Raw genomic sequence first — 18,446 nt, 5'->3', positions numbered from 1 at the left:
CAGAACAAGGACAAACACAAATGCGGGCATTGATTCAACGTGTCAGCGAGGCCTCGGTTACGGTGGATGGCGAAACCGTGGGAGAGATCGGCCCCGGCCTGCTGATCCTGATCTGCGCGATGCAGGGCGACAGCGAGGCGCAGGCGGATCAGCTCGCTGCGAAAATCTCAAAGCTCAGGATCTTCAAGGATGACGGCGGCAAGATGAACCGCTCAGTGCTGGACACCGGCGGCAGCGCTTTGGTGGTCAGCCAGTTCACCCTGGCCGCCGACACCCGCCGCGGCAACCGGCCAGGGTTTTCAACGGCTGCCGCCCCGGCCGATGGGGAGCGGCTGTATGAATACTTCGCGGATCAGCTGACACGGCTTGGCCTCGACACCGCCAAAGGCCGGTTCGGTGCCGACATGAAAGTTCGGCTTCTGAACGACGGCCCGGTGACCATCTGGATGGACACGGAACAGGTCTGATCCACGCCGCCGGAGCGCTGCTGCGGACTGCAGCTGCACCGCCTCCGGCGCGGGCCGCACGCAGGTGGCGCACGTCATGCGGGCGGCGGCGGGGCGACGTTTTCAGGTCAGAAAGCATCGATTCTATCCCTGTTACCGCCAGCATTGCCCCTCAATCCGGCCAATTCATAAAAAATTCGTCATTTCTGCGCACAAAAATTTCCTGTCGCATTCCGGATGTTTTTTTGATTTACACCCGGCATGGCACCCAAAAACGGCACCTTGATTGAGAAAGGCGACCTTACCTTTGCAGGCCTTGCAGGCGCGTCCGAAGCCACGCCATGCGTTTCGCGAATAACGCTTGCGAGGTGGCAGCAAATGCGCAAATCTTGAACCACCAATCAAAAAAACGGGTGCCTGAAGCACCACAACCAATCGGGAGAACTCTATGAACAGACACATGCAGTATCTGGCCAGTCAGGCTGCGGCAGGCAAACTGTCCCGCCGCGACTTCCTGGGCAAGGCCGCCGCACTGGGCTTTACCGCTGTTTCCGCCAACCTGTTGCTGTCCACCGCCGCCAAGGCGGCCGGCCCGCAGAAAGGCGGCACCATCCGTCTCGGCCTGCAGGGCGGTTCCACCACCGACAGCCTGGACCCGGCGCTGGTCACCAACACTGTTGGCCTGATGGTCACCCGCCTGTGGGGTGAAACGCTGGTCGAGCTGGCCGACGACGGCGGCATCGAAGGCAAGCTGGCGGAAAGCTATGAAGCCTCCGCCGACGCCAAGACCTGGACCTTCAAGCTGCGCTCCGGTGTGACCTACTCGAACGGCCAGAACGTCACCGCTGACGACGTGGTCAAGACCATGGAGCGCCACAGCGGCGAGGACACCAAGTCCGGTGCCCTGGGCATCATGCGCGGCATCAAGGACGTGCGCGCGGACGGCGACAGCGTTGTCTTCGAACTGGACAGCCCGAACGCCGACCTGCCCTATCTGCTGGCAGACTACCACCTGATCATTCAGCCGAACGGCGGCAATGACGATCCGGCAGCAGCCATCGGCACCGGCCCCTACATCATGAAGTCCGCCGACATGGGCGTGCGCTTCGTGGCCGAGAAGAACCCGAACTACTGGGGCGATCTGGGCAACGCGGACACCGTCGAGATCATCGTCATCAACGACGACACCGCACGCGTCGCCGCGCTGCAGTCCGGCCAGGTGGACGTGATCGACCGGGTGCCGCCGCGCACCGCGAAACTGGTGGACCGTGCGCCGAACATCACCGTGCACTCGACCTCCGCGGCCGGACACTATGTGTTCATCATGCACTGCAACACCGCGCCGTTCGACAACAACGACGTGCGCCTGGCGCTGAAATACGGCATCAACCGCCAGGAAATGGTCGACAAGATCCTGAACGGCTACGGCACCGTCGGCAACGACACCCCGATCAACGCCTCTTATCCGATGTACACCGAGCTGGAACAGCGCCAGTTCGATCCGGACAAGGCGATGCACCACCTGAAGAAGTCCGGCCACGACGGCTCCATCCTGCTGCGTACCTCGGACAACTCCTTCCCGGGTGCGCCGGACGCATCTGCCCTGTTCCAGCAGTCGCTGGCAGGCGCGGGCATCAAGCTGGACGTCAAGCGCGAGCCGAACGACGGCTACTGGTCGGAAGTCTGGAACAACAAGCCGTTCTGCACCAGCTACTGGGGCGGCCGTCCGACTCAGGACCAGATGTTCACCACCGCCTACCTGTCGACTGCGGACTGGAACGACACCCGCTTCAACAACGAGCAATTCGACCAGATGCTGGTCGCAGCGCGCGGCGAGCTGGACGTTGCCAAGCGGACCCAGATGTATGCCGACATGTCGACGATCCTGCGCGACGAAGGCGGCCTGATCTGCCCGATGTTCAACGACTTTGTTGAGGCAACCACCGACAAGGTGGACGGCTGGGTCGAGGGCATCCCGGGCCAGGTTCTGATGAACGGCTATGCGGCCAGCAAGCTGTGGGTCAAAGCCTAAATGTCGCCGATTGTAAAACTTCTGGCTCAGCGCGTTGCGCTGAGCCTGCTTCTTTTGCTGCTTATCTCAGTGGTGATCTTTGCCGGCACCATCGTGCTGCCCGGAGATGTCGCCCAGTCCATCCTCGGCCAGTCAGCAACCCCTGAAGCGCTCGCCAACCTGCGGGCAGAGCTTGGCGTCAACGATCCTCCTGTCCAACGCTATTTCGCCTGGCTCTTCGGTGCCATGCAGGGCGATCTTGGCACTGCGCTGACCAGTGGCCAAGACATCGCCGAGGCTCTGAGCAGCCGTTTCTGGAACACCCTGTTCCTGGCCTTCTGGGCCGCCGTGGTCGCCGTTCCGCTGGCAATTTTCCTGGGCCTGCTTGCCGTCCGTTTCAAGGACCGCTGGCCCGACAAGATGATCTCGGCTGTAACCCTGGCCTCAATCTCCATCCCCGAATTCCTGATTGGCTATGTGCTGATGTACTTCATTGCAGTGAAGCTGCAGTGGTTCCCGTCCGTTGCAATGGTCAACGACAGCATGAGCCTGTTTGAGAAGCTGAGCGCCATCGCCCTGCCGGTTGCGGTGCTGACCCTGGTGGTGCTGGCGCACATGATGCGTATGACCCGCGCCGCGATCCTCAACGTGATGCAGTCGGCCTATATCGAAACCGCTGAGCTGAAGGGCCTCAACGCTTTTCAGGTGATCTACCGCCATGCCTTCCCGAACGCGATTGCGCCGATTGTCAACGTGGTGATGCTGAACCTCGCCTATCTGGTGGTTGGCGTCGTGGTGATCGAGGTGGTCTTTGTCTACCCCGGCATGGGCCAGTACTTGGTTGACCACGTGTCCAAGCGCGATGTGCCGGTTGTGCAGGCCTGCGGCCTGATTTTTGCCGCCGTCTATATCGGCCTCAACATGATCGCCGATATCGTCGCTATCCTGAGCAACCCGCGCCTGAGGCATCCGAAATGAAGAATATCCCCATTTCTGCACTCATCGGGCTGTTCTTCACGGCCCTCTACTTCCTCGGCGCCATCTTTGCGCCGCTGCTGGCGCCCTATGGCGTTGGCGAAATCGTCGGCGACGTGTGGGAGCCCTCCAGCAGCGATTACCTGCTGGGCACCGACAACATCGGCCGCGACCTTCTCAGCCGGATGATCTACGGCGGCCGCACCACCATCTTCATCGCAACGGCCGCAACTGTCCTGTCCTTCACCCTGGGCTCCGTCCTCGGCTTCTTTGCTGCGGTGATGGGCGGCTGGGTCGACCAGGCACTGTCGCGCTTTGTCGATCTGGTGATGTCGATCCCTACTCTGATCTTCGCCCTGGTTGTGCTGTCGGTTGCGCCGGTCACCATTCCGATGCTGATCCTGGTGATGGGCCTTCTGGACGCCACCCGCGTCTACCGTCTGGCCCGTGCCGTTGCGGTTGACATCGAGGTCATGGACTACGTCGAGGCAGCCCGCCTGCGCGGTGAGAAGACTGCCTGGATCATCTTCCGCGAGATCCTGCCCAACGCGCTGTCGCCGCTGATCGCGGAGATGGGCCTGCGTTTCATCTTTGCGGTCCTGTTTGTCTCCACCCTGTCCTTCCTGGGCCTGGGCGTGCAGCCGCCAGAGGCTGACTGGGGCGGCATCGTGAAGGAGAACAAGGAAGGCATCGTCTACGGCTTTCCTGCGGCCCTGATCCCGGCCTTTGCCATCGCCACCCTGGCGATCTCGGTCAACCTGGTGGCTGACTGGGTGCTGAACCGGACCACATCGCTGAAAGGAGGCCGCGGATGAGCGATACCCTGTTGAAAGTCCGCGACCTGAAGATCGGCGCGACCATCTACCCGCCCGGGGAACGCCCCCGCGACATCGAGATCGTGCACGGGGTCAGTTTTGACCTCGCGCCCGGCAAGGTACTGGGACTGATCGGTGAATCCGGTGCCGGCAAATCGACCATCGGGCTCGCCTCCATGGCCTACGGCCGCGGCGGCGTGAAGATCACCGGCGGCGAGGTCTGGGTCAACGGACGTGACATCCTGAAGGGCAGCCACAAGGATATCCGCAAGCTGCGCGGTGCCGAAGTGACCTATGTGTCGCAATCGGCGGCCGCCTCCTTCAACCCGGCCAAGAAGATCATGGACCAGGTTGTCGAGGCCGCGGTGGAGCAGAAGAAGTTCTCCCGCAAGGAGGCCGAGGCCCGCGCCCGCACCCTGTTTGCCAAGCTGGGCCTGCCGGATCCCGACAACATCGGCGAGCGGTACCCGCACCAGGTGTCCGGCGGCCAGCTGCAGCGCTGCATGACTGCGCTGGCGCTCTGCCCGGAGCCGGATCTGGTGGTGTTCGACGAGCCAACCACCGCGCTCGACGTGACCACCCAGATCGACGTCCTGATGGCGATCAAGGAAGCGATCCGCGACACCGGCGTCGCTGCGCTCTACATCACCCACGACCTGGCGGTTGTGGCGCAGGTGAGCGACGACATCATGGTGCTGAAGATGGGCAACACGGTCGAATACGGCCATGTGGACCAGATCATCAACAACCCGCAGGAGGAATACACCAAGGCGCTGGTCTCGGTCCGCTCCATCGAGCATGAGGAGAAGGCCCCGACGGCGGAGCCGGTGCTGAGCGTGCGCAACATCACCGCGCGCTACAAGGGCACCCAGTTCGACGTGCTGCACAACGTGAACGTCGACCTGTATCCCGGCCAGACGCTTGCAGTGGTGGGTGAATCCGGCTCCGGCAAATCCACCCTCGCCCGCGTGATCACCGGCCTTCTGCCGCCGCGCGAAGGTGAGATCGAATTTGCCGGCCGCAAACTCTCCCCCGACCTCAAGGGGCGCAGCCGCGAGGACCTGCGCGAGCTGCAGATGATCTACCAGATGGCGGACGTGGCAATGAACCCGCGCCAGACCGTCGGCACCATCATCGGCCGCCCGCTGGAGTTCTACTTCGGTATGCGGGGCAAGGAGAAGCGCAAGCGGATCGTCGAACTGCTGGACGAGATCGAGCTGGGCGAAAAGTTCATCGACCGCTATCCGGCGGAACTGTCTGGCGGCCAGAAGCAGCGTGTCTGCATCGCCCGGTCGCTGGCGGCCAAGCCCAAGATGATCATCTGCGACGAGGTCACATCGGCACTCGATCCGCTGGTGGCGGACGGCATCCTCAAGCTGCTCCTGGAGCTGCAGAAGATCGAGAATGTGGCCTATCTGTTCATCACCCACGATCTGGCAACCGTGCGCGCCATCTCGGACAACATTGCGGTGATGTATCAGGGCAAGGTGCAGCGCTACGGCGGTAAGTCCAAAGTGCTGAGCCCGCCGTTCGATGACTACACCGACCTGCTGCTGAGTTCCGTACCAGAGATGAAGCTCGGCTGGCTGGAGGAAGTGATCGCCCACCGCAAGATGGAAAGCGCCGGCCACTGAAACCACCCCAGGGTGCAAAGCCCCTGCCCCGCTGCGGGCGGGGGCTTTTTCCTTTTTCAGCCCTTCCCGTTTTGTGGTACTTTGACGCCACGGGGAGAATGCGGCGAAACCTGCCGCAAACAATAGCATCATAACTGAGCGCAGCAAATTTCCTTCAGGCCGAGCCCGAAACCTCCGGGCAGTTTTGCTTTTCAGGCAGAACAGGAGGGAACCTCATGACGGATTGGGCCATTCACGGACTGGAAATTGCCAACTGCAACTGCTTGCCGGGCTGCCCCTGCCAGTTTTCGCAGCTGCCTAACGACGGCACCTGCGAGGCAATGCTGACCTTCCGCATCGACACCGGGCACTACGGGGAAACCAAGCTGGATGGCCTGCTGGCCGCAGCGATCTACAAATGGCCGGGCCCGATCCACGAGGGCAACGGCGAGATGCAGCTGATCATTGATGAGCGTGCCACCGCGGACCAGAAGGCCGCGCTGGAAGCCATCATGACCGGCCAGGACACCGCCGATTTTGCGACGATGTTCTTTGTCTTCAACGCCATGTGCACGACCAAGCACGACACCCTGAGCGCGCCAGTCTCCCTGAGCTATGACAAAGAAACTGGCAAGGGCCATGCCAAGGCCGGTGATATCGGTGAAACCTCAGTGGAACCGATACCGCATATCGTTTCCGGAGACCCGCATTCCGTGCAGATCAAACTGCCGAACGGGTTTGAGTACGCCGAGGCCTCGGTGGCACGGGGCAGCACCCGCACCCCTGGCTCTGCCATCAGCCTGCAAAAGAACAGCGACACGCACGCCCATATCGCAGAACTGCACCTGACCGGTTCAGGTGTCCAGCGCGCGGCATAAGCAGCGATGGGCGTGCAGCAGGACATGCAGGGGCCTGCCGAAAGGCTGGCCCGCCACGACCAGGCAATAGTCATCAGCGCGGCCGGGTTTGTTGTGCTGCTGAGCGGGCTCTACACCGTCTTTGGCATCGGAATGGACATGAGCGCGGTCGATATGACCCGCATGGCCGGCCCGGTCGGTGCGCCTATGCAAATGGGGGCGGACCCGGTCTGGACACCAGCCTACACAGTCCTGATCTTCCTGATGTGGTGGATCATGATGATTGCCATGATGACACCCAGCGCAGCCCCTGTCCTGCTGCTGTTCACCGCCATCAAGAAAGCCGGCTCCCGCCCCGCCCAGGCGCCGCTGCTGAGCCTCTTGTTCCTGAGCGGCTACCTGCTGGCCTGGGGCGCCTTTTCGGCCGCAGCCACCGCCTTGCAGTGGGGGCTGGAAACAGTTGGGCTGTCGGATGGCCCGATGATGTCGCTCAGCAGCCGTGCCTTTGCGGGTGCTTTGCTGCTGGCGGCGGGCGCCTATCAGTTTACCCCCTACAAGCACGCCTGCCTTCTTCATTGCCGTATGCCGGTACATTTCCTGACCGCGCATCACCGCACAGGTTTGGCTGGTGCTGTGCTGATGGGCGCCCACCACGGGGCGTATTGCCTGGGCTGCTGCTGGGCATTGATGCTGCTGCTGTTCGCCGGCGGGATCATGAACCTTTACTGGATCGCAGGTATTGCATTGTACGTGCTTGCGGAAAAGCGACTGGCGCATGTCCGGCTGTTCGTCCCGGCTGCCGGCATCCTGCTGATGCTGGCCGGCGTCTACCTGATTGCCACCGCATTCTGAGTCGCAGTCGACGTGCCGGATCTCCCGAAAATGCCGGTTTCAGACCATCCATTCGCTTTTTGAATGGCGCTTCAAGAATCTGACACCAGAATGGGGCACCGAAGCCACCGCAAGGCAAAAAGGATTCGGGCCATGGACACCAAACTTCTTCTCATCATTCTGGACGGCGTGCCCTGGCGCAACTTCCGCCGCCTGTTCGGCAACCTGGAAGGATGGGTGGACAGCGGCGATGCGCGCGTCTGGAAGCTGCGCAGCGTTCTGCCGTCGATTTCGGCCAGCTGCTATGCCTCGATCCATACCGGCGTGGCGCCAGCCATTCACGGCTGCACCGGCAACGCCAATGTGTTCCGGCTCAAGGAAAAGGACGTGTTCAGCCAGGTTCGCGAAGCTGGCGGCGTGACCGGTGCGGTGGCACACAGCTACTGGTCCTCATTCTTTAACCGCCACCCGTTCGATTACGTTCGCGACATCGAATACGACGAGCCTGAAGGCAAGACAATCAACCACGGCCGCTTCCACACCATGACCGGTTATGGCAAGGACAACCAGATGACCCCGTCCGATGTCGATCTGTTCGGCACGCTGACCAATCTCTGCCTGCGCTTCGGCCTGGATTACGGAATGCTGCACACCTGCACGCTGGACAGCATGGGCCACCGCTATTTCCACGACTGCCAGGAGATGGACCACGCCTGTTTCGTGATGGACGAGATGCTGGCCCCCTTCATCACCCGCTGGCGCGATCTGGGCTACGAGGTGATCGTCACCGCAGACCACGGCCAGGACGAGCGCGGCCACCACGGCGGCCGCAGCCCGCTGCAGCAGGAAACCGCGCTCTATTACTTTGGCGATGCCGACGGCCCCGACCACAGCGATGTCATCGACCAGCGCCAGCTGGCGCCGACCATCCTTAAACGGCTGGGGGCACCCATTGCCGAAACCATGAAGGCGGAACCTTTCCTGAAGTAACGCGACTGCGGCGGCTGTGTGCTAGGATAGCTTTCAGCCGCCGTTTCCAGTTGCCAGGAATGATTGCCATGAAATGCCTTGTTGCCGCCCTATCCCTGTTTGCCGCGCCGGTTCTGGCCAGCGATACCTGCCACGACCTGTGGTTCACCAGAAACGCAATCATCGACCGGGCAGGCTACTGCTTTGGCTCGCCTCTGGGGCAGGCCATCTTTGACAACACCGGTTGCATCGGAAAATCCGTCAACCTGCCGCCGCAAGACGCGCGGACGGTGGCACTGATCAGAGAACTGGAAGGGCGCATAGGCTGCCGGGTCAACAACAAGCAGTCCTATCTGAACCTGGACGACTTGCATCTGCGCTATCAGCTGTGGGACCTGCCGGTGCACGATGAATTCGAGGGCGCCTGCCTGGGCTGGCTGGGGCCTGTGATGGGCCTTCGGGCCGGGCACCGGCCGGACGCCCCTCTGGTCGGGCAGATCAATCCAGGCGACTACATCAAGTTTTCGCATATCCCGGTTAGCAACTGGACCTACGTCACCACCTCGGGCCCGGATTGGCAGTTCATCAGCGGAGGCTGGCTGGACACCTCGCAGTACGAGGAGCGGTGCCGCGACTTTGCCGGCTAGACGGATCTAATCGTCATAAGCCCAGATCCCCTGCCCCAGCGCTTCGATCGCAATCGAGATCCGCTCGAAACTGTCGCGGGCGCGGCTGACGCTGTGGCGGGCACGCAGATAGCCGTGGATCAGCCCAGGCTCGTTGATCCAATGCGCTTTGCCGCCGTCGGCGAGAATGCGGTCCCGGTAATCGCGCGAGTCGTCCCGGACCGGATCACAATCTGCGGTCACCAGAACCGTCGGCGGCAAACCGGAAAAATCGCTGTCCCGCAGAGGCGCAAACAGAGGGTCGCCCTTGGCCGCGGCTTTGTCCGTCCGGATGTCCATGTAGTACAGAACATCCTCGCGGGTCAGCATCGGCGCCTGCGCGTGTTCGATGTAGGATCCCTGGTCCATATCGCCGCCAAAGACACCGTAGATCAGCACCTGCCCTAGCAGCGCATCGGTCCGCCCCCGCGCGTGGTGCGCCACAGCAGCACAGATGTTCGCCCCGGCGCTGTCGCCCGCCAGCACGACCCCCTTGCCATAGGTCTCCTCGACCCAGTTCAGCACCGTCCAAGCGTCTTCGAACGCGGCGGGGTGCTTGTGCTCCGGCGCCAGGCGGTAATCCACCGCCACCACCCGGTAGCCGGTCTGGACGCAGATCTCGGCGCATATGTCGTCGTGGCTGTCGAGCCCCCCGACCACAAATCCGCCGCCATGGCAGTAAAGCACAGTGCGGGTGGGATCGCCCGCAGTATAGATACGCACTGGCACACCATCGGCCCGGGAGTTCTTGAGGGACACCACGTCCGGCCGCGGCGCCCGGAATTCCCGCGCCATGGAGTCGTAGATGCGGCGCTGCTCGTCTATGGACATCTCCACGGCATCATCAGGGTAGAGTTCCCCGGTCTTCTGGATGAAATCCCAGGTCTCCTCGTCGATCAGCCGTTCGTAATCCATCTGCGAGCCTCCCTGCACGCCCCGGTTTTCCCGAGCCTAGGCAGAGATTCCCGCAAATGGAATGCCTGATTGAAAAAGCGCCCCGCAGGGCGCTTCTGAAGTTGCGTATTCCCGCAGCATCATGCCGCTTGTGCGGGCTCCCACGGGCGGGTGAAGCTGTTCAAAACGCCGGAAATCTCCGCCTCGGCACAGCCATTGGCTTCCACCTGGGCCACAAGCCCGCGCTTCTTGTCGTCTGTGACACTGACAACACGCGCGGCCAGCCCGGCCTTCTCCAGTGCGCCGTTGTAGACGCGGGTGATGGCGTGTTTGCGCAGGTCGGGCTTGAACACCTTGCCAACGGCAGTTTTCGGCAAAGCATCCAGCACGGTCAGGTGCTTGGGGATCGCCGCGCGCTCATGCACGTGGATCTTGCAGTATTCCAGCAGTTCCTGCTCGCTGGCCGTGGCACCCTCCACCAGCTCAACAAAAGCACAGGGCAACTCCCCGGAATGGGCGTCCGGCTGGCCGATCGCTCCGGCAAAAGCCACCGCGGCATGGCCCAGGAGCGCTTCTTCGATCTCCGCCGGGTCGATGTTGTGGCCGCCGCGGATGATCAGGTCCTTGGCGCGGCCGGTGATCCACAGGTAGCCATCCTCGTCGATGCGGCCCAAGTCCCCTGTGCGCAGGAATTTCTCCTGATAGTAGAGGTCCACGTTTTTTTCGGCCTCGGTATAGGTGTTGCCGGCAAATACCCCCGGGTTGGAAACGCAGATCTCGCCAACCTCATCCACCCCGCATTCCATCGGTCCGCCATTGGTGTGCTTGACGATCCGCACCTCCGTGTAGGGCAGCGGGATGCCGACAGACCCGACCTTCTTCTCACCGCCCGGCGGGTTGCAAGACACCAGACAAGTGGCCTCCGTCAGGCCATAGCCTTCGACAATGGTGACGCCTGAAGCGCTTTCGAACCGCTTGAACAGCTCCATCGGCATTGGCGCCGACCCCGAGAAGGCGGTTTTCACCGAGGAGATATCCGCGTTCACCTCCCGCTGCATCAGCGCCGATACCGCCGTGGGCACGGTGATGATGAAGGTGATGTTCCAGCGTTCTATCAGCTTCCAGAAGTTGTCGAACACGCCCTCGCCGCGATAGCCCTGCGGTGTCGGGAACACCACATGCGCGCCAGAAGACACCGCTGCCATCATGATCACATGCACCGCAAAGACGTGGAACAGCGGCAGCGGGCAGATGATGTTGTCTTCCTCGCTGAACAGCAGGGTGCTGCCCAGCCAGCCATTGTAGACCAGACCCGAGTATTTGTGCTGCGCCACCTTGGGCATGCCCGTGGTGCCGCCAGTGTGGAAGTAACAGGCGACCCGGTCGCCGTCACTGTCGGCGAAGCTCAGCGTCTTGGGATGCTTCGCCATTTCCTTGGCAAAGTTCATGTAATCGGCATGGGCAGCCTTGGCCTGGTTTTCCAGCTTGGGCCGCACCAGCGGCACGATCCAGGATTTGGGCGGTGTGAGATAGCGGTTCAGGTCCACTTCCAGCACTGTGTTCACGCCCGGCGCATGGCGCACTGCCTCGGCCACTTTCTGCGCCACGTCGGTCTTGGGGAAAGGCCGCAGGGTCACCACCACCTTGGCCTTGGTCTCGCGCAGGATCGAGGCGATCTGCTCCGGCTCCAAGAGCGGGTTGATCGGGTTCACAATCCCCGCCACCGCGCCGCCCAGCATGGTCACCAGCGTCTCATTACAGTTGGGCAGCACATAGGCGACCACGTCCTTCTCGCCGATGCCCAGCGACCGGAACATGTTGGCCGCCTGGCACACCTGCTCTTTCAGCGTGCGCCAGGTCAGGGTTTCCGCCTTGTCCTTGGGGCCAGAGAAGATCTGATAGCTGACCGCGTTGCTGTCCGGATATCTGTCCGCCGTGCGCGACAGCAGCCCATACAGCGTGGCTGGAAGATCCCGCGCCTCATACGGCATTTCATTCTGCAGCGCGTTACGGTCCGTAATCCCGCAAAAACCCATTCGTCTCCTCCCCGTGCCCCGGTGTTTCGGGGTGTGTTCTCGTTCGCCACAGACTATTGCAAACACGCATTTGCGCAAGCTTTGGCACCGGGTCACGTCAAGGCAGGTTGCGGCATGACGTGACGCCAATTCCGCCGAGATACGGGCGATTGCCGAAAAAAACGCCCCGAACAGGGTCCGGGGCGTCAGGAATCATGCAAAAGCTTTCGGTTATTCTGCCGCCAGCCCCTCGGTGAACTGCAGCTTGGCCAGCCGCGCGTACAGACCGCCCTGCGCCACCAGTTCATCATGGCTGCCCATGGCCACGATCCGCCCCTGGTCCATCACCACGATCCGGTCAGCCTTTTTCACAGTGGCAAGACGGTGCGCCACAATCAGAGTGGTGCGGCCCTGGCTCAATTCATCCACCGCGGCCTGCACCAGCCGTTCGCTTTCCGCATCAAGTGCCGAGGTTGCCTCATCCAGCAGCAGCACCGGCGCATCGCGCAGGATCGCGCGGGCAATGGCGATCCGCTGCTTCTGGCCGCCCGACAGCATCACCCCGCGCTCGCCGACAAAGCTGTCGTAGCCGTCCGGCAGCTTCGAGATGAACTCATGCGCCGCGGCAGCCTTGGCAGCGGCTTCAACTTCCGTGTCAGAGGCTTCCGGGCGGCCAAAGCGGATGTTCTCGCGCGCCGACGCGGCAAAGATCACCGGATCCTGCGGCACCAGCGCGATATGGCGCCGGAACTCGTCCCGCTGCAAATGCTTCAGCGCCACGCCGTCCAGCTTAACCGCGCCCTGATTGGGATCATAGAACCGCTGCAGCAGCTGGATAATGGTGGTCTTGCCCGCACCGGACGGGCCGACAAAGGCAACTGTTTCGCCCGGCTGCACCGTCAGCGACACCTCCTCCAGCGCTGAGACGTCCGGGCGCGACGGATAGCGGAAGGAAACATTCTCGAACGCGATCTCGCCCTTCACTGGCGCGGGCAGAACCTGCGCCGCTGCCGGATCCACCACGGTGTCCTCAGCGTTCAGCAGTTCCACCAGCCGTTCGGTCGCCCCCGCAGCCCGCTGCAACTCGCTCCAGATCTCAGACAGCGCAGCGACAGAGCCCGCAACCAGGACCGCGTAGATCACGAACTGGATCAGCGTGCCCTCGGACATCACACCGGCGCGCACATCGTTGGCGCCCATCCACAGAACGCCGACAATGCCGGAAAACACCAGGAAGATCACAATCACAGTCAGCAGGGCCCGGGTCCGGATCCGGCGGCGAGAGACGTCGTAGGCGGTTTCCGTCATCTCGCCGAACTTCAGGCGGCTGGCGTCCTCATGGGTGAAGGCCTGCACTGTCTGCACCGCCCCCAGCGCCTCCCCCGCATTGCCGGAAGAGGCCGCGATCCAGTCCTGGTTCTCCTTGCTGATGGCGCGCAGGCGGCGGCCCAGAAACAGAATCGGGACGATCACCGCAGGCACGATCAGCAGCACCATCATCGTGAGTTTCGCCGAGGTCAGCAGCATCAGAACCATACCGCCGAGGAAAATCAGCAGGTTGCGCAGCGCAATCGACACCGACGACCCCAGCACCGACTGGATCAACGTGGTGTCGGTGGTGATCCGGCTCAGGACCTCACCAGTCATGATGCGTTCGTAGAACTCCGGGCTCATGCCGATCACCCGGTCGAACACAGCCTTGCGGATATCGGCGACGACCCGTTCGCCCAGGCGCGTCACCAGCGCGTAGCGCACGCCGGTACCCACGGCCAGCAGCGCCGCAATCACGAGGGCCGCACTGAAATAGAGGTTCAGCAGCTCGGAATCGGAAACCCGGAAGTTGTCCACCACCCGGCGCACCGCCAAGGGCAGCGTCAGCGACAGCGCTGCCGTCAGCACCAGCGCGCAGGTGGCTGCGAACATCAGTCCCCGGTAGGGCCGCATAAACGGCCACAGGGCCGAGAGCACGCCAATCTTCCGGGACTTCTCCCGCTCCTGTTCCGCGTTCGGGGCCGCTTGTCTCCGCGCCATTCCGGATCCTTCTGCACTTTCAGTCTTGCGGGCTGAGATCCCGCGCATTTGCCAATGGTTCATGGCCCCGCAGGCCCCGCACGTCAAGCGCAGAGCAGTTTCAAACAGCGCATGAAAACAGCGGCAGCCCGCGTCACACTGTATCAGCGCGGCGGTCAGGCAGGCAGCGGCGGGCTCGCGGCCGGGTCAAGGTGTCAAGACTGGGAGAAGGTCTGGAGCGGGTAGCGGGAATCGAACCCGCACCTTAAGCTTGGAAGGCTCTTATGATACCATTTCACCATACCCGCTCAGGACATTTGCTGATTTATGGGAAGCGCCGGGGAAGGTCAACCGTCTTGATTTGCTTTCTCCGGGCACCGCTGGAAATTTTCGGACGGCCCTTGCGGAACACCCCCCAAGCCCCCCAAATGATGGGATAATTCTGCTGCCTTGCAGCCCCCTAAAAGGATCCGGACGCCCGCTGTGACCCAAAGCCCCCGAACCGCCGTCATCACCGCCCACGGCCAGCCCTCCGCGCCTGTTCCGGCCGAGGCGGATCTGGAAAAACTCGCCGCCGAAGTTGCTGCGTTTCTGCCGGGGTGGGACATCCGCTCCGCCACCCTCGCCACGCCGGGACGGCTGGAGGAGGTGACTGAGGACGGCGCCGTGGTCTACCCGTTCTTCATGTCGCAGGGCTATTTCACTTCCAAGGTGCTGCCGGCGCGCCTGGAAGGGGTCAATTGCCGCATCGCAGCGCCTTTCGGCCTGGACGCCGCCCTGCCCCCGCTGGCGGCCCAGGCAGTTCATCACGCGGCGCGGGCGCAAGGGTGGGGACCGGACGGGTTCCACCTGCTGCTGGCCGCCCATGGCTCTGCCCGCGGCCCCAAGGCAGCCGAGGCCGCCGAGGCCTTTGCCGCCAGATTGCGCCCGCTGCTGCCTGGCTGCACCGTGTCACCAGGCTATGTCGAACAGGATCCCCGGATCGAAACGGTTGCAGGGCCGCTGCCCGCCCGCGCGCTCTGCCTGCCGTTCTTTGCCCAGGCCGGAGACCACGTGAAAGATGACATTCCCGACGCGCTGCAGGCTGCCCGGTTCGACGGCCCCGTGCTGCCGGTCACAGGCGCACTGCCGGGGGTTCCCAGCCTGATCGCCGAGGCGATCCGCACCGCAGCGTGAACCCGCGGGCCTTGACCCGCCCGCTGCCAGGCGGGAAACTACCCTTCCGGAAAGAAAAACAATTTTGGCCGAGGCAAAGGCAAAACGCCTCTTGCACCAGCGCCGGGCATGTGATTAATCACGGCTTACACCACGGATGGCGAGTTGGCGGAGTGGTGACGCAGCGGATTGCAAATCCGTGTACACCGGTTCGATTCCGGTACTCGCCTCCACACTTTCCTGTTGAAATTCCGTGAAAATACAAAGCACTGCCGCCGCACGGGATGTGCCTTGAAACGTTTCACCCAGCGGCGCCAAGGCCGCCAAGTGCATTTCGCTGGCGGCGCCCGCCGCAGCTACCCTTTCAGCCGGAACCGCTGGATCTTGCCGGTTTCCGTCTTTGGCAAGGCCTCCGCGAACACGACCGAACGAGGATACTTGTAAGGTGCGATCACCGCCTTCACGTGGTCCTGCAACCGTTTGACAAGATCCTCTGACGGTGCCTGCCCCTCGGCAAGAACCACATGCGCCTGCACGATCTCGCCACGGGCCTCGTCCGGGGCACCGACAACTGCGCATTCCGCCACCGCCTCATGTGCCAGCAGCGCCGCCTCCACCTCCGGTCCGGCAATGTTGTAGCCGGCCGAGACGATCATGTCGTCGTTGCGCGCGGCGAAATGCAGATATCCATCCGCGTCCTGGATAAAACTGTCTCCAGTGATGTTCCAGCCGTCCTTGACATAACCCGCCTGCCGCTCATCAGCCAGATAACGGCAGCCGGTCGGTCCCTTTACCGCCAGACGCCCGACCTCCCCGCGCGGGGTCTCGGTGCCGTCCGCGCCCAGCACCTTCACCTGGTAGCCGCCCACCGGCTTGCCGGTGCAGGCGGGCCGGTGGTCGCTGAACCGGTTCGTGATGAAGATATGCAGCATCTCCGTCGCGCCGATCCCGTCCAGCATCGGCTTTCCGGTCTTGTCCATCCACTCCTGATAAACCGGCGCGGGCAGGGTTTCACCCGCCGAAACCGCCGCCCTGAGCGAGGACAGATCCGCGCCCTCGTCCATCGCCCGCAGCATCACCCGGTAGGCGGTCGGGGCGGTGAAGCAGACCGTCGCTTTGTACTTCTCGATAATCTCGATGAGGTTCGGCGGAGAGGCATTCTCCAAAAGCGTCGCCGCCGCACCGAACCGCAGCGGGAAAATCGCCAGCCCGCCCAGGCCGAAAGTGAAGGCCAGCGGCGGCGAGCCGACAAACACGTCCTCCGGTTGCACATCCAGCACTTCGCGGGCATAGCCATCGGCGATGATCAGCAGGTCGCGGTGGAAATGCATCGTCGCCTTGGGCGACCCGGTGGTGCCGGAAGTAAAGCCCAGCAGCGCCACATCATCCCGCCCCGTCTTAACCGCCTCATAAGTGACCGGTTTCTCCAGAGCCAGCCGGTCCAGCTCCGCATCGTGGTTGGAGGTGCCGTCGAAACCCACAACCGTGTTCAGGAACTTCGACTCCTTGGCGCAGGCGACCAGCTCATCCTTCAGCCGGGTGTCGCACAGCGCGTGGGATATCTCAGCCTTGTCGACGATCTTGGCCAGCTCCCCCTTGCGCAGCATCGGCATGGTGTTGACGACCACCGCACCCGCCTTGGTCGCGGCCAGCCAGCAGGCCACCATCGCCGGATTGTTGGCGGAGCGGATCAGCACCCTGTTACCGGGCTTCACACCCAGATCCTCGGTCAGCACATGCGCCAGCCGGTTGGTCCAGTCGGCAAGTTCCTTGTAGGTGCGGTAGCGGCCGTTGCCGATCAGCGCGGTATGGTCGCCAAAGCCCTTCGCCACCATCGCATCGGTCAGCTCGACCGCGGCGTTCAGGTATTCGGGGTAGTCGAACCCCTCCAGCAGGAACTCCGGCCACTGGTCCGCTGGCGGCAGGTTGTCCCGGGTGAAAGTATCCGCATGGGCTGATGGTCCCAGCATCTCAATTCCCTCCCTGAAAGGCACCCAGCGCCTGGCGCGCGATCACCACCCGCTGCACGTCAGAGGCGCCCTCGTAAATCCGCAAGGCGCGGATATCGCGGTAAAGCTCTTCCACCTTCTGGCCCCGGCGCACACCGTCGCCACCGTGCAGCTGCACCGCCTTGTCGATCACCTGCTGCGCCTGATCGGTGGAGAACAGCTTGGCCATCGCGGCCTCCCGCGTGACCCGCGCGGCACCGGAATCCTTGGCCCAGGCGGCGCGGTAGACCAGCAGCGCGCTGGCATCCACATCCAGCGCCATGTCGGCGATATGGCCCTGCACCATCTGCAGTTCGAACAGCGGCGCGCCCTGCACTTGGCGTTCCGTCACCCGCTGCAGCGCCTCGTCCAGCGCCCGGCGGGCAAAGCCCAGCGCCGCCGCCGCCACGGTGGAGCGGAACACATCCAGCACCGACATGGCGATCTTGAAGCCCGCACCGGGCTGCCCCAGCAGCGCCGATTTCGGAATTCGGCAATCGGTGAACCGCAGCGTCGCCAGCGGATGCGGCGCGATCACCTCCTGGCGCTCCGCAACTTCGAACCCAGGCAAGCCTGCGGGCACGACAAAGGCCGAAAGCCCCTTCGCCCCCGGCGCCTCGCCGGTGCGGGCAAACAGCGTGTAGACATCTGCAATGCCGCCGTTGGAAATCCAGGTCTTCTCGCCGTTCAGCACATAGTGATCGCCATCCAGCGTGGCGGTCATGGTGGAATTCGCCACATCAGACCCCGACTGCGGCTCGGTCAGCGCAAAGGCCGATATCGCCTTGCCTGCCCGGGTCAGCGGCAGCCACTCGGCCTGCTGCTCCGGGGTACCGAACAGCGAAATCGCCCCGGTGCCCAGCCCCTGCATGGCAAAGGCGAAATCGGCCAGCCCGTCATGGCGCGCCAGCGTCTCGCGGATCAGGCACAGGCTGCGCACATCCAAGGTCTCGCCGGCTTCGGCACCGCTGTGCCGGGTCCAGCCCGCCGCGCCCAGCGCCGCCACCAGCGAGCGGCAGGCCGCATCCGTGTCGGAATGATCAATCCCGCCCAGATGCGCCCCGGCCCACTCGTCCAGCTCCGCCGCCAAGGCACGATGCCGGTCTTCAAAGAACGGCCAGGTTAGAAAGCTCTTGTCCGCCATCCGCGTCTCCTCCCGGTGAACAGGCTGCGCGCCCGTTTCATCTTTCCCCAAATACTCC

At 63.1% G+C, this 18,446-nt stretch carries 15 protein-coding genes and 2 tRNA genes; 11 read left to right on the top strand and 6 right to left on the bottom strand.

The window, feature by feature from the left end:
• Positions 1 to 20: 20 nt before the first annotated feature.
• The 9 genes from dtd to AC5STI_RS01485 all read left to right on the top strand — a co-directional run bounded on the left by dtd (position 21) and on the right by AC5STI_RS01485 (position 9,164).
• Entirely contained in the window at positions 21 to 467 is a 447-nt protein-coding gene (dtd, locus tag AC5STI_RS01525; protein WP_495445337.1) for a D-aminoacyl-tRNA deacylase, read from the top strand.
• A gap of 427 nt (positions 468 to 894) precedes the next feature.
• Positions 895 to 2,478 (top strand): ABC transporter substrate-binding protein, encoded by a 1,584-nt coding sequence (locus AC5STI_RS01520; RefSeq protein WP_490398610.1) that lies wholly within the window; start codon positions 895 to 897, stop codon positions 2,476 to 2,478.
• Positions 2,479 to 3,435, top strand: coding sequence for an ABC transporter permease (locus AC5STI_RS01515; protein ID WP_475050934.1), 957 nt, complete (start codon positions 2,479 to 2,481; stop codon positions 3,433 to 3,435).
• A complete protein-coding gene (locus AC5STI_RS01510; protein WP_495445336.1) occupies positions 3,432 to 4,247 on the top strand; it encodes an ABC transporter permease in 816 nt (271 codons plus the stop codon). The genes AC5STI_RS01515 and AC5STI_RS01510 overlap by 4 nt, the downstream gene beginning before the upstream one ends.
• Entirely contained in the window at positions 4,244 to 5,881 is a 1,638-nt protein-coding gene (locus AC5STI_RS01505) for an ABC transporter ATP-binding protein (protein WP_495445335.1), read from the top strand. Before AC5STI_RS01510 ends, AC5STI_RS01505 begins: the two co-directional genes overlap by 4 nt.
• A gap of 215 nt (positions 5,882 to 6,096) precedes the next feature.
• The gene (locus AC5STI_RS01500) at positions 6,097 to 6,738 is read left to right on the top strand and encodes a DUF1326 domain-containing protein (RefSeq protein WP_495445334.1); all 642 of its coding nucleotides are present in this window, start codon (positions 6,097 to 6,099) and stop codon (positions 6,736 to 6,738) included.
• A 12-nt stretch (positions 6,739 to 6,750) separates the two neighbouring features.
• Complete coding sequence (locus AC5STI_RS01495) at positions 6,751 to 7,569, top strand: DUF2182 domain-containing protein (RefSeq protein ID WP_475050930.1); 819 nt, start codon at positions 6,751 to 6,753, stop codon at positions 7,567 to 7,569.
• Positions 7,570 to 7,701: 132 nt separating this feature from the next.
• Positions 7,702 to 8,538: an alkaline phosphatase family protein gene (locus AC5STI_RS01490; RefSeq protein ID WP_475050928.1), complete on the top strand. Its 837-nt coding sequence runs from the start codon at positions 7,702 to 7,704 to the stop codon at positions 8,536 to 8,538.
• Positions 8,539 to 8,606: 68 nt separating this feature from the next.
• Positions 8,607 to 9,164 (top strand): DUF4453 domain-containing protein, encoded by a 558-nt coding sequence (locus AC5STI_RS01485; RefSeq protein ID WP_495445333.1) that lies wholly within the window; start codon positions 8,607 to 8,609, stop codon positions 9,162 to 9,164.
• Between the two features lie 6 nt (positions 9,165 to 9,170).
• Here AC5STI_RS01485 and AC5STI_RS01480 read toward each other — a convergent pair whose 3' ends face one another.
• The 4 genes from AC5STI_RS01480 to AC5STI_RS01465 all read right to left on the bottom strand — a co-directional run bounded on the left by AC5STI_RS01480 (position 9,171) and on the right by AC5STI_RS01465 (position 14,409).
• Positions 9,171 to 10,097, bottom strand: coding sequence for an alpha/beta hydrolase (locus AC5STI_RS01480; protein WP_475050926.1), 927 nt, complete (start codon positions 10,095 to 10,097; stop codon positions 9,171 to 9,173).
• Between the two features lie 119 nt (positions 10,098 to 10,216).
• A complete protein-coding gene (locus tag AC5STI_RS01475; protein ID WP_495445332.1) occupies positions 10,217 to 12,112 on the bottom strand; it encodes an acyl-CoA synthetase in 1,896 nt (631 codons plus the stop codon).
• Between the two features lie 210 nt (positions 12,113 to 12,322).
• The gene (locus AC5STI_RS01470; protein WP_495445331.1) at positions 12,323 to 14,122 is read right to left on the bottom strand and encodes an ABC transporter transmembrane domain-containing protein; all 1,800 of its coding nucleotides are present in this window, start codon (positions 14,120 to 14,122) and stop codon (positions 12,323 to 12,325) included.
• 213 nt (positions 14,123 to 14,335) lie between these two features.
• Positions 14,336 to 14,409, bottom strand: a tRNA-Gly gene (locus AC5STI_RS01465).
• 175 nt (positions 14,410 to 14,584) lie between these two features.
• Between AC5STI_RS01465 and AC5STI_RS01460 the strand changes: the two genes are divergently transcribed.
• Both AC5STI_RS01460 and AC5STI_RS01455 read left to right on the top strand, forming a co-directional pair.
• Entirely contained in the window at positions 14,585 to 15,277 is a 693-nt protein-coding gene (locus AC5STI_RS01460; RefSeq protein WP_495445330.1) for a CbiX/SirB N-terminal domain-containing protein, read from the top strand.
• Between the two features lie 138 nt (positions 15,278 to 15,415).
• Positions 15,416 to 15,489: transfer RNA gene (locus AC5STI_RS01455), tRNA-Cys, on the top strand.
• Between the two features lie 123 nt (positions 15,490 to 15,612).
• Here the strand turns inward: AC5STI_RS01455 and AC5STI_RS01450 are convergent.
• Together AC5STI_RS01450 and AC5STI_RS01445 are read right to left on the bottom strand one after the other, a co-directional pair.
• Positions 15,613 to 17,226, bottom strand: a complete 1,614-nt coding sequence (locus AC5STI_RS01450) for an AMP-binding protein (protein WP_495445329.1) — start codon at positions 17,224 to 17,226, stop codon at positions 15,613 to 15,615.
• Position 17,227: 1 nt separating this feature from the next.
• The gene (locus AC5STI_RS01445) at positions 17,228 to 18,388 is read right to left on the bottom strand and encodes an acyl-CoA dehydrogenase family protein (protein WP_495445328.1); all 1,161 of its coding nucleotides are present in this window, start codon (positions 18,386 to 18,388) and stop codon (positions 17,228 to 17,230) included.
• Positions 18,389 to 18,446 lie beyond the last annotated feature (58 nt).

The sequence above is a fragment of the Leisingera sp. CC-HEC096 genome (assembly GCF_059429235.1).
The sequence above is the reverse complement of the archived record's forward strand: the minus strand, read 5'-3'. Positions and strand labels throughout refer to the sequence as shown.

Coding starts and splice junctions, on each gene's coding strand:
- dtd (WP_495445337.1), top strand. CDS start 21: ATGCGGGCATTGATTCAACGTGTCAGCGAGGCCTCGGTTACGGTGGAT.
- AC5STI_RS01520 (WP_490398610.1), top strand. CDS start 895: ATGAACAGACACATGCAGTATCTGGCCAGTCAGGCTGCGGCAGGCAAA.
- AC5STI_RS01515 (WP_475050934.1), top strand. CDS start 2,479: ATGTCGCCGATTGTAAAACTTCTGGCTCAGCGCGTTGCGCTGAGCCTG.
- AC5STI_RS01510 (WP_495445336.1), top strand. CDS start 3,432: ATGAAGAATATCCCCATTTCTGCACTCATCGGGCTGTTCTTCACGGCC.
- AC5STI_RS01505 (WP_495445335.1), top strand. CDS start 4,244: ATGAGCGATACCCTGTTGAAAGTCCGCGACCTGAAGATCGGCGCGACC.
- AC5STI_RS01500 (WP_495445334.1), top strand. CDS start 6,097: ATGACGGATTGGGCCATTCACGGACTGGAAATTGCCAACTGCAACTGC.
- AC5STI_RS01490 (WP_475050928.1), top strand. CDS start 7,702: ATGGACACCAAACTTCTTCTCATCATTCTGGACGGCGTGCCCTGGCGC.
- AC5STI_RS01485 (WP_495445333.1), top strand. CDS start 8,607: ATGAAATGCCTTGTTGCCGCCCTATCCCTGTTTGCCGCGCCGGTTCTG.
- AC5STI_RS01480 (WP_475050926.1), bottom strand. CDS start 10,097: ATGGATTACGAACGGCTGATCGACGAGGAGACCTGGGATTTCATCCAG.
- AC5STI_RS01475 (WP_495445332.1), bottom strand. CDS start 12,112: ATGGGTTTTTGCGGGATTACGGACCGTAACGCGCTGCAGAATGAAATG.
- AC5STI_RS01470 (WP_495445331.1), bottom strand. CDS start 14,122: ATGGCGCGGAGACAAGCGGCCCCGAACGCGGAACAGGAGCGGGAGAAG.
- AC5STI_RS01450 (WP_495445329.1), bottom strand. CDS start 17,226: ATGCTGGGACCATCAGCCCATGCGGATACTTTCACCCGGGACAACCTG.
- AC5STI_RS01445 (WP_495445328.1), bottom strand. CDS start 18,388: ATGGCGGACAAGAGCTTTCTAACCTGGCCGTTCTTTGAAGACCGGCAT.